Source organism: Paractinoplanes durhamensis (assembly GCF_016862175.1).
Lineage (GTDB): Bacteria > Actinomycetota > Actinomycetes > Mycobacteriales > Micromonosporaceae > Actinoplanes > Actinoplanes durhamensis.
The window spans coordinates 1-14,246 of record NZ_BOML01000064.1; the positions used below are offsets into that span (position 1 = coordinate 1).

At 72.0% G+C, this 14,246-nt stretch carries 15 protein-coding genes; 12 read left to right on the forward strand and 3 right to left on the reverse strand.

What is annotated here, in order from left to right; translation table 11 throughout:
• The first annotated feature begins 20 nt into the window (after positions 1-20).
• The 4 genes from Adu01nite_RS38915 (at position 21) to Adu01nite_RS38930 (ending at position 3,502) form a co-directional block, all read left to right on the forward strand.
• Positions 21-764 (forward strand): TSUP family transporter, encoded by a 744-nt coding sequence (locus Adu01nite_RS38915; RefSeq protein ID WP_203734434.1) that lies wholly within the window; start codon positions 21-23, stop codon positions 762-764.
• Between the two features lie 71 nt (positions 765-835).
• Entirely contained in the window at positions 836-1,762 is a 927-nt protein-coding gene (locus tag Adu01nite_RS38920) for a hypothetical protein (RefSeq protein ID WP_203734350.1), read from the forward strand.
• Entirely contained in the window at positions 1,737-2,762 is a 1,026-nt protein-coding gene (locus Adu01nite_RS38925) for an alpha/beta hydrolase (RefSeq protein ID WP_203734351.1), read from the forward strand. The genes Adu01nite_RS38920 and Adu01nite_RS38925 overlap by 26 nt, the downstream gene beginning before the upstream one ends.
• A 2-nt stretch (positions 2,763-2,764) precedes the next feature.
• Positions 2,765-3,502 carry an SGNH/GDSL hydrolase family protein gene (locus tag Adu01nite_RS38930; protein ID WP_203734352.1) on the forward strand — a complete coding sequence of 246 codons (738 nt, stop codon included), beginning with the start codon at positions 2,765-2,767 and terminating at the stop codon, positions 3,500-3,502.
• Here the strand turns inward: Adu01nite_RS38930 and Adu01nite_RS38935 are convergent.
• Both Adu01nite_RS38935 and Adu01nite_RS38940 read right to left on the reverse strand, forming a co-directional pair.
• Positions 3,460-5,199 carry a phosphatidylglycerol lysyltransferase domain-containing protein gene (locus tag Adu01nite_RS38935; RefSeq protein ID WP_239133035.1) on the reverse strand — a complete coding sequence of 580 codons (1,740 nt, stop codon included), beginning with the start codon at positions 5,197-5,199 and terminating at the stop codon, positions 3,460-3,462. The two genes, Adu01nite_RS38930 and Adu01nite_RS38935, sit on opposite strands and share 43 nt — an antisense overlap.
• 77 nt (positions 5,200-5,276) lie before the next feature.
• Positions 5,277-5,951, reverse strand: a complete 675-nt coding sequence (locus Adu01nite_RS38940) for a response regulator transcription factor (protein WP_203734353.1) — start codon at positions 5,949-5,951, stop codon at positions 5,277-5,279.
• A gap of 83 nt (positions 5,952-6,034) precedes the next feature.
• Here Adu01nite_RS38940 and Adu01nite_RS38945 point away from each other — a divergent pair, with 83 nt between their 5' ends.
• Positions 6,035-7,402 (forward strand): sensor histidine kinase, encoded by a 1,368-nt coding sequence (locus Adu01nite_RS38945; RefSeq protein WP_239133036.1) that lies wholly within the window; start codon positions 6,035-6,037, stop codon positions 7,400-7,402.
• A 101-nt stretch (positions 7,403-7,503) separates the two neighbouring features.
• Here Adu01nite_RS38945 and Adu01nite_RS38950 read toward each other — a convergent pair whose 3' ends face one another.
• Entirely contained in the window at positions 7,504-8,370 is an 867-nt protein-coding gene (locus Adu01nite_RS38950; protein WP_203734354.1) for a TetR/AcrR family transcriptional regulator, read from the reverse strand.
• A gap of 109 nt (positions 8,371-8,479) precedes the next feature.
• Between Adu01nite_RS38950 and Adu01nite_RS38955 the strand changes: the two genes are divergently transcribed.
• The 7 genes from Adu01nite_RS38955 (at position 8,480) to Adu01nite_RS38985 (ending at position 14,200) form a co-directional block, all read left to right on the forward strand.
• Complete coding sequence (locus Adu01nite_RS38955) at positions 8,480-8,992, forward strand: nitroreductase/quinone reductase family protein (RefSeq protein ID WP_239133037.1); 513 nt, start codon at positions 8,480-8,482, stop codon at positions 8,990-8,992.
• The gene (locus tag Adu01nite_RS38960; protein ID WP_203734355.1) at positions 8,989-9,708 is read left to right on the forward strand and encodes a YceI family protein; all 720 of its coding nucleotides are present in this window, start codon (positions 8,989-8,991) and stop codon (positions 9,706-9,708) included. Before Adu01nite_RS38955 ends, Adu01nite_RS38960 begins: the two co-directional genes overlap by 4 nt.
• A 302-nt stretch (positions 9,709-10,010) precedes the next feature.
• Positions 10,011-11,252, forward strand: coding sequence for a type III sulfide quinone reductase, selenoprotein subtype (gene sqr / locus Adu01nite_RS38965; RefSeq protein ID WP_203734356.1), 1,242 nt, complete (start codon positions 10,011-10,013; stop codon positions 11,250-11,252).
• Between the two features lie 5 nt (positions 11,253-11,257).
• The gene (locus Adu01nite_RS38970) at positions 11,258-11,572 is read left to right on the forward strand and encodes a TusE/DsrC/DsvC family sulfur relay protein (RefSeq protein ID WP_203734357.1); all 315 of its coding nucleotides are present in this window, start codon (positions 11,258-11,260) and stop codon (positions 11,570-11,572) included.
• A gap of 14 nt (positions 11,573-11,586) precedes the next feature.
• The gene (locus tag Adu01nite_RS38975; RefSeq protein ID WP_203734358.1) at positions 11,587-12,099 is read left to right on the forward strand and encodes a DsrE/DsrF/DrsH-like family protein; all 513 of its coding nucleotides are present in this window, start codon (positions 11,587-11,589) and stop codon (positions 12,097-12,099) included.
• Between the two features lie 54 nt (positions 12,100-12,153).
• Positions 12,154-12,846 carry a response regulator transcription factor gene (locus Adu01nite_RS38980; protein ID WP_203734359.1) on the forward strand — a complete coding sequence of 231 codons (693 nt, stop codon included), beginning with the start codon at positions 12,154-12,156 and terminating at the stop codon, positions 12,844-12,846.
• Positions 12,836-14,200: a HAMP domain-containing sensor histidine kinase gene (locus Adu01nite_RS38985; protein ID WP_203734360.1), complete on the forward strand. Its 1,365-nt coding sequence runs from the start codon at positions 12,836-12,838 to the stop codon at positions 14,198-14,200. Before Adu01nite_RS38980 ends, Adu01nite_RS38985 begins: the two co-directional genes overlap by 11 nt.
• The last annotated feature ends 46 nt before the right edge of the window (positions 14,201-14,246 follow it).

A 14,246-nucleotide genomic window follows, 5' to 3' on the forward strand; every position in this document is an offset into this window, starting at 1 on the left:
GGCCGCAGGCGCCGCCTGCCATGACCGTCAGGTGGGGGACTCTGGTGTTCACGCTGGTGCTCGCGTCGGTGGCGGCGTTTCTGCTGGCCGTGCTCTCGGCGGTTGCCGGGTTCGGCGGCGGGGTGCTTCTGCTGCCGGTGTTTGTCGCGCTTTTCGGGCTTCGCTTCGCCGTGCCGATGCTGACGCTCACCCAGCTGTCCAGCAACGGGGCCCGGGTGTGGCTCAATCGTGGCGCTGTCCGGTGGCGCATCGTCGGGTGGTTCGCGGCCGGAGCGGTTCCGCTGGCCGTTGCCGGCGGGCTGCTCCTCACGCACGCTCCGCTCAGCCCGCTCAAGCGTGTCCTCGGCGTCTTCCTGATCGGTGTCGTGGTCTGGCGGCGACTGCCGCGGCGGGCCGGGCCGCCGCGCGAGCGAACGTTCATCGGGGTCGGGGCGGCCTCCGGCTTCGGATCCGCGCTGTTCGGCTCGGTCGGGCCGCTGACCGCGCCGTTCTTTCTGGCGTACGGACTCGCCCGCGCCGCCTACATCGGCACCGAGGCCGCCGCCGCGATCACCATGCACCTGACCAAGATCGCGGTCTACGGGGCCGGCGATCTGCTCACCACCCGAGTGCTGCTCTACGGCGCCGCCCTGACGCCGGCCACGCTCGCCGGAGCCTGGGTGGGCAAGAAGGTCGTCAACCGGGTCAGCGATCACACGTTCGTCGTACTCGTCGAGATCGGTCTTGTCGTTGCGGGGTTGCTCCTCCTCGCCGGATTCTCGTAGCTGGTTCTCACCGCGCTCTCATCGGCGTTCGGGCACTCTCGATCCGCGCAGCATGCGGGGAGGAGAGTGTCATGTCCTTGACGGGACGGCCGCTGATCGTGCTGGCGATCTTCGCCACCGCCGCGGCCCTGGCCGGCACGATCGTGCTCTGGCGGCGCGGGCGGCGGCTGCGGCTGCTGTGGCGGACTCTCGGCGTCCTGGTCACCGAGGCGCTGCTGCTGTCCACCGTCGGCCTGGTGGCCAACCGGTTCGAGCAGTTCTACCCCTCCTGGTCGGCACTGCGGCAAACCAGCAACACCAGCGGCATTTCGTACGCCGTGAAACCCGGCCACCTCGACGCCTCGTTGCCGGCGCTCGCCGGACCGGTGAGCACCTTTCCCTGGCTGCCGGCCGGATGGACCACCTGGCATCTCACCGCCGCACCGGCCGTCGCCGTCCCGCCGGGCTACCTGCTGCACCCGGCCTGGCGCTACTCCGTCGTGCTGGCCGTCGGTGCCTGGACGCACGCCGCCGAGACCGCGGCCGTCCGTACCGCCGGCACCGTCGCCGGCCCGGCGATCATGGTTTTCGTCCCGGCCGGCCCGCGGACCAGCGTGGCCACGCTCACCACGAGCCTGCCGGCCGCCCTCACCGGCGATCTGCGCGTCACCGCCGGCCGCTGGGCGCTGGTCACGTCGAGCTCCGGCGCCGCTCTCGCCCGCATCGCCGCCGTCCGGGCACCGTCCCGCTACCCGGCGGTGGCCGTTCTCGGCGGCACGCCGGCCGCGGCATCGCTGGTGTCGCTGCCGGCCGGGATCGCATCCACCAGGGCCGGCGGCCTTGCCGCCGCTCTGACCTGGGCGTGCGAGCAGACCCCACCACCGCTGGCCGCATCGACGCCGCCCGTCACGCACCTGCCGGTCCACCGCCGGCCACGGCACCCGGCGGCCCGTCCGTCGGGCCCGGCCGTTCCGCCGGCACCCGGAGGTGACCATGTCGCCGGACAGCCTCGCCGTTGAAGTGGTGGCGCTGGTCGCGACCGTGGCCGCCGCTGTCATGCTGGGCATCGTGTGGGGCGCCGGGCGCAGCCGGTCGCGGATCCTGATCCGGTCGGCGGCCGTCGCCACCTGCCTGGCCACCGCGGCGGCCACCGGCGGAATCTGGGTGAACCGCCAGGTGGACACCTATCCGACCTGGGGGAGCCTGCTCGGCTCGACGTCGGCCGCCGCGGCCGCGCCCGCCACCGGCAGCGCCGGTCGCATCATCGGCTTCACCGTGGCCGGCCGGGCCAGCGGGATGACCATGCCGGTGTACGCCTACCTGCCGCCCGGCTACGACAGCCGGCCGGACACCCGGTTCCCGGTCGTCGAGGCGTTGCACGGGTACCCCGGGTCGCCGCTGCAGTGGATCCGCAGGTTCGGCGTCGCCGCCGTGCTCGACCAGGAGATCAGCGCCGGCCGGATGGCCCCCACCGTCGTGCTGTTCCCCTACCAGACGCCACAGCCGCTGGTCGACACCGAATGCGCCAACCTCGTCGGCGGCCCCCAGGCCGAGACGTTCCTGACCGTCGACGTGCCCGCCGCCGCCCGCGCCCGGCTGCATCTGCGCCCGACCGGGGACGGGTGGGGGCTCATCGGGTTCTCGGCCGGCGGTTACTGCGCCGCCGACCTGGCGTTGCGCCACCCGGGCGAGTACACCGCCGCGGCGAGCCTCTCCGGCTACGCCACCCCCGGTATCAGGATCGGCAACGGCACCGAGAACACCCTGTACGACGACGTATGGCGGCTGCGCCACCTGCCGATCCCGGCGGTCGCCCTCTACCTGTCCTGCGCCCGGGCCGATCCGGCCGCGATGCGCAGCACCGCCCAGCTGGCCCACGCGGCCCGGCCGCCGCTGGCGGTCACCACCGCCTTCATCAACGGCGGCGGGCACAACACGCAGACCTGGCTGGCCATGGAGGCGCCGGCGTTCGACTGGCTGTCCACCATGCTCGGGCGGCCCGTCGGCGGCCCGGTGTGAGGATGATCCGTACGCTCGCCTTCTGTTCGGTTGCTCTGTTGTGTTGCTCGTGGTGGGGTGCCGCGGTGCTGCCCCGGTCGAGCGGGCCGGTGGTGGTGGCGCTGGGTGACTCGGTGCCGGCCGGAACAGCGTGCGGCTGCACCCCGTTTCCCGCGCTGTATGCCCGGCTGTTGTCCGCCGACGGCCGGGCGACCGATCTGGCCCGGTCCGGTGCCACCTCCCGCGACGTGCTGTCCCAGGTCGATACGCCGGTGACCGTTTCGGCGCTGCGCTCGGCCTCGGCGGTGCTGCTGATGATCGGCGCGAACGACCTGGCCGCCGTCTTCGCCGGGGACGGCGGCACCAAGGCCTACGCCGACGCCGCGGCCCAGGTCGAGGCGAACGTGCGCGGCACGCTGAACGGGATCCGGCAGATCGTCGGGCCCTCGGTGACCGTTGACGTGCTCGGCTACTGGAACGTGGTGGAGGACGGTGACGTCGCTCGGGCCGACTACGACGACGCGACCACGGCCGAGGCCGCGCGGATCACCGATCAGACCAATGACGCGCTGCGGACGGCAGCATCCGGCCTGGCCCGCTACCTCCCGACGGCGGCGGTGTTCAAGGGCCCGACCGGCAGCGGCGATCCCACCGGCCTGCTGGCCGCCGACGGCGACCACCCCAACGCTCGCGGGCACGCGGCGATCGCCGCGCTGATCTACGCGGCGGGACGAGCCGGGACCAGGACGGCGGCCCGCTGATCCGCACGCGCCGCTGTCCCGGCCGGCAGGAACGCCTCCGCGGCCAGGGCGGCGACGGCGATCCGGGGCAGGTCCCGGGCGGTGGGGAAGCACAGGTAGCGCGGCTGCCAGTCCGGCTGGTACTTGGCGTTCGACCGATACAGCGATTCGATCTGCCACAGCCGCGACGCCAGTCGCAGCAGCCGATGCCACAGCCGCAGCACCGGACCCGCACCGAGCTCGTCGGCGCGTGCGAAGACCGACCGCAGAACGGCGAAATTCAACGACATTCGCCGTACGCCCATGGCCGCCGCCGCCTCGATCGCGGTGACGATCATCAGCTCGGTCAGCCCGTTGTCGGCGGTGCGGTCACCGCGCATGAGGTCCAGCGACAGTCCGTCGGTGCCCCACGGCACGAACTGCAGCAGCCCGCGCAGCCGCCCGCCGTTGTCCTGGGCCAGCACCAGCACGCAGTCGGCGTCGCGCGGATCGCCCAGCCGGGACAGCGCCATCGAGAAGCCCCGCTCGACCGGCCCGTCCCGGTAGGCGTCGGCCGCCCGGACCGCCTCGGCCAGCGCCGCCGCCGGCAGGTCCCGCTGCCGGGTCACCGCGCAGGTGTAGCCGGCTCGCCGCATCCGGGCCACCGCCTGGCGGACCGACCGCATCGGCCGGCCCTGCAGGCTGAACCCGGCGGTGTCGACGATCGCCTCGTCGCCGAGCTCGATCACGTCCAGGCCGGCCTGCCGGTACGCCCTGCCGCCGGCGTTGCCGCAGCCGAGCACCGCCGGCGTCCAGCCGTGCCGGGCGCACTCGGCCAGCCACGCCGCGATCGTCTCGGGCCAGGCCGAGGGCACCCCGACCGGATCGCCGGACGCCAGGCAGACGCCGTGGCCGACCCGGTAGGCGATCGCCGCCTGGCCGGAGGGTGCCCAGACCAGGGACTTGTCCTTTCGTAGCGCGAAGTAGCCGAGCGAGTCGCGGTCGCCGTACCGGCCGAGCAACGCGCGCAGCCGGTCGTCGTCCGCCTCGGTCCGGCGGGGCAGCGGCGTGCCCGGGCGCAGCAGCAGAACCACCCCGGCGATCGCCGCGAGCAGGCCGAACGCGCCGGTGGTGAGGTCCACCGCCAGCGCCGCCCGCGGGTGCACGAAATGGATCGGCCCGGTGACCCCGACCAGGCCGAGCGCGGCCTCGACCGCCCATGCCCGCACCCCGGGCGCACCGGCGAGCCGGTCCATGCGGACCGCGATCTCGACGAATCCCAGCAGCCAGCCGGTCGCCGCGAACCCGAGCAGCGCGGTCAGCGCCCGCCACCGGCTGCGCGGGTCGGCCACCGCCTGGAACCGCCCGCGCACCACGACCAGCAGCACCAGCAGCGCCGCCGATCCGGCCGCGGCGTCGACGTCGAGCCCCTTGGCCAGATGCAGGAGCACGCCGGCGCCCGCCAGGGCGACGGCCAACTGCCAGGCCCGGTGCTTGCCGCGGCGCAGCCCGGCGCCCAGGTAGATCAACAGCGCCCCGGCCACGGCGGTGCCGGCCCGGGCCGACAGGACACCCGTGACCGGGATGAACTCGCTCAGTCCGGCCATCCGCCCGGCCCGGACCGGCGCGATCGCGGTGACCACGTTGAACAGCCCCGCGAGCTGCACAATCCGCGCGATCGCCACCCGGCTCAGCGGCGGCCGCGACCGCCACTGCTGCTCGCTGCGCCTGCTCATCATCCTGCGTCCCTCCATCAACCCCGACGGCGTCCGGACCGTAGCGGGGCGTGGATGAGAAAACGGTGAATGCCGCGGGCTCAGCCCTGCGGGTCGAGGCGGTAGCCGGCGCCGCGCACCGTGCGGATCGTGTCCCGGCCGAACGGCCGGTCGACCTTGTCCCGCAGATATCGCACATACACGTCCACGACGTTGGACCCGCCGTCGTAGGCGAAGTCCCAGACATGCTCGATCAGGTGCGTCCGGGACAGGGTCTCGCCCGCCCGGCGCATCAGCTCGTGGAGCAGGGCGAACTCCTTGGCCGACAACGTGATCGGCTGGTCACCGCGGCGCACGGTCCGGCTCGCCGGGTCGAGCACCAGGTCACCGGCGCGGACCAGGGCCGGCCGCGCCACGGGCTCCCGGCGCAGCAGCGCCCGCACCCGGGCCAGGAGCTCGTCCAGGGCGAACGGCTTGGTCAGGTAGTCGTCGGCACCCGCATCCAGGCCGCGAACCTTGTCGGCGGTCCCGTCGCGGGCGGTCAGCATCAGCACCGGCGTCCAGCGCTGTTTCGCGCGGATCTGCCGGCACACCTCGAATCCGTCCGGTGCGGGGATCATCGCGTCCAGCACCACGACACCGAACGGGTTCTCCACGATGGTCCAGATGGCGTCGGTGCCGGTGCCGACCGTGTCCACCGCGTAGCCCGCCCGGCGCAGACCGCGCTGGAGCATGGCGGCCATCGCCGGGTCGTCCTCGACGACGAGCACCCTCATGCGGCCCAGCATAGGGCCGGGATCGAGATCAGCAGCGGGCCGCGTCATGCCGGCCAGCCTGGTCCACCCGTCATGAGAGGATCGTGAAGATCGGGGGAGGTGACCTGGTGCGGCTGGTTCCCGCCTCCCTGCGCGCCCGGCTGGCGGTGCTGTTCGGGGCGGGCACTCTGCTGGTGTTGCTGCTGGCGTTGTCGCTGCTCTATCTGGCCCTGGACCGGCAGCTCGCGGGGGCGGTGGACGTGGCTCTGGCCGGGCGCAGCGACGATCTGATGGCCGGCGTGCGAGCCCAGGATCTGACCGCGGTGGCCGGGGATCCGATGGCGCAGCTCTACGACTCCGCCGGGACACCGATCGCCACGTCGGTGTCGATCGCGGGCCGGGTGCTGCTGAGCCCGGCGCAGGCCCGCGAGGTTCGGGGCACCACGGTGTCGAGCCGGACGCTGCCGCTGGGCACGGACGGCGCACCGCTGCGGGTGCGGCTGCGGTCGCAGCCGGTCGGCCGGACCGGGCAGGTGCTGACCGTCGCGTTGCCGACGGCCGCCGTCGAGGACGCCGGCGACCGGCAGCTGATCGTGCTGGCCGTGGCCGCACCGTTGCTGATCGCCCTGCTGGCCGGCCTGGGCTGGTTGCTGCTGCGGGCCGCGCTGCGCCCGGTCGACCTGCTGACCCGCGAGGCCGCCGCCATCTCGACGCTCGACTCCGATCGCCGCCTGCCGGTGGTCCGCGGCGACGACGAGATCGCCCGGCTCGCCGCCACCCTCGACGGCATGCTCGCCCGGCTGTCGGTCGCCTTCGCCCGGGAGCGGGCCTTCGTCGACGACGCCGGCCACGAGCTGCGCACGCCCCTCGCCGTGCTGCGCGGCGAGATCGACCTGGCGCTGGGTGCCGTCGACGATCCGGACGAGGTCCGGGAGTCACTGCTGGCCGCCCAGGGCCAGGTCGCCCGGTTGGAGCGGCTCACCGAGGACCTGTTGCTGCTGGCCCGGGAACGCGCCGGCGCCCTGGTCGTGCACCGCGTTCCGGTCGACCTCACCGACCTGGCGATCGCGGAGACCGAGCTCCTCGCCCCGGTGACCGGGCTGGCGTTCGCCGTCGCCGGCGGTCCGGTGGTCGTCGAGGCGGACGCCGACCGGCTACGGCAGGTGCTGATCAACCTGGCCACCAACAGCGCGGCGGCCGGCGCCACCGCGGCGCACCTCACGATCGGCGCCGACGGTGCGACGGCCCGCCTCGAGTGGGCCGACGACGGCCCGGGCTTCCCGCCCGGCCTGCTCGCCGCCGCGTTCGAGCGGTTCGTTCGCGGCGACCCGGCACGCAGCGGGGCCTCGGGCGCCGGGCTGGGACTGTCCATCGTCCGGGCCGTGGTGGCCGCGCACGGCGGCACCGCCCAGCTCGGCAACGGCGGCCCGCTCGGCGGCGCCGTCGTCACGGTGCGGCTGCCGGCCGGCTGACCGGTGTCGTCATCAGCCGGGTGGGCAGCGGCATCAGGTAGACCCGGACCTGTTGCGGGAGATCGAAACGATCATCGGGCGGAGTCGAGGGAAGGTCACCGCTACCGGCCTTCACCGGGGCCGCCGTTGGCCCACGTGTCCAAGGTCCGGTGGATCTCGGCGAGGCGATGCTCGTTCCATGCGGCGGACGGGTCCGGTTCGAGGAATGCCATGGCGATGCTCGCCATGCCGATAGCGGGCAGGGACCACTGATCGGCACCCGCCGCGCCGGGTGGTTTGGCGACCATCCGGCTGGTAGCGACCTCAGGGGTGGACAGCGCGGCGATTACCAAGCCGCGCATGGTGGCACTGAGTAGCGCGGCGAGGGTTTCGAAGCTCGTGGCGAGCTCGGGCCGCAGCCGATAGCCGAACAGGCCGGCGATTTGCGTCCAGGCCTGGGCGACGAGCGCGATGTGGCGGGCCTCCGCGTGCGCGAGTGCGGCCTGGATCTGGTTGCGGAGATCGCCGTCGGACAGGCCCGAGAACGTCGCGTGCAGGGCCAGATAGGTTCGCCATTCGGGCGAGGCGAGGATGCTCCGGTAGTCCAGCAGTGCCAACTGGCGGATCAGTTCGAGGATCAGGCTGTGGCGCTGCCCGGGCGTCCGCAGCCATTCCCGGCGCTCGTTGAGTACTTGCTTGATGAGCGAAATCTCATCCTTGATGATCGCCGGGCTGGCGCTGCCGGCCAGCTCTTTGACCAGGTCACTGAAGAACAGATCCTTGTACGGCCAGTGCCGGTACGCCGTGCTGCGGGAGACGTCCGCGTCGCGGATGACGTCCTCGAACCGGATGTGATCCAGGCTCACGGTCAGTCCGGTCCGGTTGACCATGTCGATGGCGGCCCGCAGCATCCGGTCGCGCGTCTGCTGATCGGACAAGCGGCGGTTGCGCCGCCCGAGGCCGGTCGGAGCGGACGGATGTTCGGTCATGAGGGCGATCCTACCCGAGGACTTGAGACACTGTATCTCAAGTCTAAAACCCCGTATGGTTCGGACCACCGCAAGCTTCGGCGAGCAACCAGGAGGAGGGCGATGACCGATGGCACGCTGGCCCTACAACAATGACGAGCTCCGGGCCATGTACCGAGGTGGACGCGGGAACGCTGCGGCTCGCCGATTTGCGCGCTTCTGGGCGTACGTGCTCAGTACCGGACTCTTCCCGCGGCGCTGGGTGACCCTCGAGGTCGTCGGCCGCCGCACCGGACGAGTCACCCGGTTCCCGCTCGGCATGGCCGACTGGATGGGCGACTGGTACCTGGTCTCGATGCTGGGGAACGACTGCAACTGGGTCCGCAACGTGCGCGCCGCGGGCGGACTCGCAACGATTCGGCACCGGCATGCCCGCGCCTGCCGCCTGATCGAGATACCCGTCGCGGAGCGGGCGCCCATTCTGCGGCGCTACCTGCAGAAAGTTCCCGGCGCTCGGCCACACCTCCCGGTGGACCCGCACGCCCCGCTGGCCGAGTTCGAGGCGATTGCGGCGCGTTACCCCGCGTTTCGCGTCGAGGACGCCGTCACCCCGCCTCGGACCGTGAAGGAGATCGCGACATGACCGCCCCCACCGCCCCCCGACGGCCGGCGCGGGCTGCGCCCACCAGACGCAAACGCCGCTGGCTGCGGTGGACCATTGCCGGCGTCGCCGCGCTCACGGTACTCATCGTCGGACTGGTCGCCGCGGCCATCAAACTGCAACCGGTGCCCGCGCCGCTGGCACTGCCGGCGAGCGTGGCCGCACCATCCGGCCCGGCGGATGGCACCTACCGGGCCGCGTCCGGGTCGCTGGCCGGCTTCCGGATCCAGCAGTCCGTCCTCGGGCTCACCAGCGACGTGGTCGGCCGCACCGGCGACATCACCGGCACCGTCACCATCGCCGGAGGCCGGGCCACAACGGCGAGCCTGAGAGTAGGACTGCTCGCCCTCACCTCGGGCGATGCCAAACCCGCTCCTCAGTTCGGCATCAGCCTCGACACCCAGCGATACCCGGACGCGACCATCGGCATGACCCAGCCGGTCACGCTCGACCCGGCCTTCATCTCGGGAACAGCAGTCACCGTCAACGCGGCCGGAACCGTCACCCTGCACGGCGTCACCCGCCCCGCCTCCGTCGCGCTGGCCCTCCGGCGAGACGGCACCGGTATCTACGTCGCCGGGTCCCTCCCGGTCGCCTTCGCCGACTACGACATCGCCGGACCCGAGGGATACGGGGGACTCGGCTCGCTCGCCGACCACGGCACGGCGGAGTTTCTCCTCGTCCTGCAGCGAAGCTGACGGCCGGCGTCCAGCGCGCGCCTGGCGTTCTGGCGGCCAACAGTGATCTTCGCCGCATACCCCCTGGGGTAGCATCGGGGACCGGAACATGGAACGAGGGAGTGCGTGATGCAGGTCGATGAGACCGCCACCGGCGATGTGGTCAAGCGGCTGCGCCGACCTGGAGCGCATGGAAAAACTATTCCTGTCCCTGGCCTGATCGAGGCGGCCGGCCGGTGGGATCCCGGGACCTAGTCCCCTACGACGACGCGCGCCGCACCAATACCGTGGGGGGTATCAAGGGGTAGCGGGAGGTGGACGCGATGCGACGGCTACTCGTCCTCGGTGCCGGCACGGCCGGCACGATGGTGGTCAACAAGCTGCGCCGCCGACTGGCTCGCGCGGAATGGCAGATCACCGTGGTGGAGCCCAGCGACACGCACTACTACCAGCCGGGCTACCTGTTCCTGCCGTTCGGTGCGTACGGCCCGGAGCAGGTGGTCAAACCGACCGCGCCGTTGATCACCGACGGCGTGGACCTCGTCCGGGGCGAGGTCGACCGGGTGGCCGCGGCGGAGAACCGGGTGCTGTTGGCCGACGGCCGGTCGCTGCCCTACGACTACCTGGTGATCGCCACCGGCGTCACTCCCCGGCCGGATCAGACGCCGGGCATGCTCGACGGCGGGCAGTGGCGCCGCAGCATCTTCGACTTCTACACCTACGACGGCGCCCTGGCCTTGGCGAAAGCCCTTGACGCGTTCGAGGGCGGCCGGCTGGTCGTGCACATCACCGACATGCCGATCAAATGTCCGGTCGCGCCGCTGGAATTCGTTTTCCTCGCCGACGCCTACTTCCGCAGCCGCGGCATGCGGGACCGGGTCGAGCTCGTGTACGCCACCCCGCTGCCCGGGGCGTTCACCAAACCCATCGCCGCCGCCCGGCTCGGCTCGATGCTCGACGACCGGAAGATCACCGTCGAACCCGACTTCCTGGTCGAACGCATCGAGGACACCACCTTGGTGTCGTACGACGAGCGGGAGATCCCGTTCGACCTGCTGGTCACCGTGCCCTTGAACATGGGCGCCGACTACGTGGCCCGTTCCGGGCTGGGCAACGAACTGAACCTGGTCCCGGTCGACCGGCACACCATGCTGGCCAAGGCGTACGACAACATCTTCGCCCTCGGCGACGCCAACGACGTCCCCACGTCCAAGGCCGGGTCGGTCGCGCACTTCGCCGTCGACGTGTTCGCCGACAACTTCGTCGAATACACCGCCGGAAAGCCGATGACCGGCAGCTTCGACGGGCACGCCAACTGCTTCGTCGAGTCCGGTGATGGCAAGGCCCTGCTCATCGACTTCAACTACGACACCGAACCGCTGCCGGGCAGCTACCCGGTGCCCGCCGTCGGGCCGTTCCGGCTGCTCGACGAGGCCGCCGTCAACCACTGGGGCAAGCTCGCGTTCCGATGGATGTACTGGAATCTCCTGCTGCCCGGACGGCCGATCCCGTTGCCGGCGCACATGTCCATGGCCGGCAAACACCTCCCGAGATCCGAGGAGTGAGCGACATGCCCGTCACCACCATCGCCGGCCGCGACGTCCACGTCGACGACGAAGGGTTCCTGACCGTCTACGACGAGTGGGACCCCGACCTGGCCAGGCAACTGGCCGCCCAGATCGGCCTCGACCTCACCGACGAGCACTTCAAGGCGCTGACCTTCCTGCGCGCCGACTATGTCACCCAGGGCGAGACGGCCACCCTGCGCCGGGTCTCCGCGCTGGGTGGGATCCCCACCAAAGAGCTGTTCTCGCTGTTCCCCAAGAAGCCGGCCAAGAAGATGGCCTACATCGCCGGACTGCCCAAACCACACGGCTGCGTCTGAACGGGAGTACTGCCATGACCACCCAAGCCGCACCGGCGATCGTCCCGAACTTCGGCGACGACGCCACCACCGGCCGCAAACTCGCGATCATCTGCTCCAAGGGCACCCTCGACATGGCCTACCCCGGCCTCATCCTCGCCAACGCCGCCCTCGGTGAGGGCGTCGAGACGCACCTGTTCTTCACCTTCTGGGGCTTCGACATGATCACGAAGTCGAGGATGGGCGACCTGAAGTTCACGATGCTGGGCAACACCGCCACCCACATGCCGCAGGGGATCGGCGGCCTGCCCGGGATGACCGCGATGGCCACCCACCAGATGAAGAAGCAGATCGCCGAGGTGGGCGTGCCCGAGGTGCCGGAGTTCCTGGAACAGATCGTCGCCTCCGGCGGCCACCTGTGGGCCTGCCGGATGTCCGCCGACATGATGCACCTGAGCAAGGACGACCTCTACGAGGGCGTCGAGGACATCATCAACGCGGCCGACTTCATCGAGAAGACCGACGGCGCCCAGCTCCTGTTCATCTAGGAGACCTGCCGTGGCCGGCCTTTCCGTCGGGTAGCTGAAGGGGGTCGTGAAGCCATGCCTGGTGTGGTCCTGGTGGTCGAGGACGATCGGGAGCTGCGGGAGGTCGTCCGCCGCTACCTCGAACGTGCCGGGCACGCGGTGCACACCACCGGTTCCGGTGCCGAGGCATTGAGCCTGCTGGACACCGGCGGAGTCGACCTCGTCGTCCTCGATCTGGGTCTGCCCGATGTGGATGGGCGGGAAGTCCTGGCCGCGGCCCGCCAGGGGCGGGAGGTGCCGGTGGTGGTACTGACCGCGCGCAGTCAGGTCGAGGACCGTATCGATGGGCTTCGCCGCGGTGCCGACGACTATGTCACCAAACCGTTCAGCCCGACCGAACTCGTCCTGCGGGTCCAGGCCGTCCTGCACCGCACCCGGAGCGCCGAAGGCGCGGCCGAGACGGCCATGTACGGCGGCGGACGCCTGCGGATCGACGAGATTCGGCACGAAGCGCACCTCGACGGTGTCGTGCTGGAGCTGACCCCCACCGAATGGGGCCTGCTGACCGCCCTGGCCGCCGCCCCCGGCCGGGTGTCCTCCCGGTACGAACTCGTCAACCGGGTCCGCGGGTATGAGTTCGCCGGCTACGAGCGCACCATCGACTCGCACGTGAAGAACCTGCGCCGCAAACTCGGCGACGATGGCGGTGAGATCGTCGAGACCGTACTCGGGGTCGGATACCGCCTCGGGTGGTCCCATGACCGCTGACCGATGGCTCCGTGGCCCGCTGCGCAGCCCGCTCGGCCGGCGGCTGCTTGCCGCGTTCCTGTTCGTCGCGCTGTCCTCGGTCGCCGTCCTGACCACCGCGGCCCTGGTCGGCACCGCCCAAGGGCTGACCAGCGCCCAGCAGAACGACCGCCGGGAAGCCGCAGCACGCGCCGCGGAAGCCGTGGCCACTGCGTATCAGCAGGCCGATGGCTGGGCCGGTGCCGACCTCAACGCCGCGTCGGCGATCGCCGGGGCGGCCGGGGCCCGACTGGTCGTGCAGGACGACGATGGCCGGATGGTCGGGCCGGGCCGTGGGATGGGGCCGGGGATGGGCGGAATGCTTACGGCGGCCAACGCCACCATGGTCGATGCGCCCATCGTCGTCGGCGGGCAGACCGTCGGCAGCGTCCGGCTCGCCTTCACCACTCCCGCGGCCACCGGGCGGGCGGTGGCCTGGTCCTGGGTGCTCGGCGCGGCCGCTGTCGCGTTGCTCACCGCACTGGCCGCTGCCGGCTACGTGACCCGGCGACTGACCCGGCCCCTGCAGGCCATCACCGGGGCCGCGCGCAGGTTCGCCGCCGGGGAACCCGAGGCCCGCGCCGGGCTTGCGGGCCCCGGTGAACTCGGTGAGCTCGCCGCCGCGTTCGACACCATGGCCGACGACATGGTCCGCGCCGATCAAGACCGGCGCAGGCTCGCCGCCGACGTCGCACACGAACTGCGCACCCCGCTCGCAGCCCTGCAGGCCGGCCTCGAAGAACTTCGCGACGGCCTGCGTGAACCGGACACCGAACGCCTCGCCGCCCTGCACGACCAGACCCTGCGTCTCGGCCGGGTGGTGCAGGACCTCGCCGACCTGTCCGCCGCCGAGTCGGCCGCGCTGTCGCTGCACCGCACCGACACCGACCTCGCTGAGATCGCCCGCACCGTACTCAGCACGCACCAGGCCCGGCTCGACGCCGCCGGCCTGCACAGCGGCACCGACCTGGCGGTCGCGCTGCCCGTGTACGCCGACCCGGACCGGCTGCACCAGGCCGTCGCCAACCTGCTCGCCAACGCCGCCCGCTACTGCCGCCCCGGCGACCGCGTCACCATCAGTGGACATCGCAGCGGCGACCTGGTCGTCCTGGAGATCGCCGACACCGGCCCCGGCATCCCCGCTGACGAACTCCCGCACGTCTTCCAGCGGCTCTGGCGTGGGGCCGAGGCCCGGTCCGTTGCCGGCTCCGGCATCGGCCTCGCCATCGTCCGCGAACTGGTGACCGCCCACGGCGGCACCGTCTCAGCCGCCGCACCCACCGGCGGCGGCACCACCATCACCATTCGACTCCCGCTCGCTGGAGCAGATCGATAGTCGTCGCGCATGACCTGAACGCCGCCGCCGCTTTCGATGCGCCCCG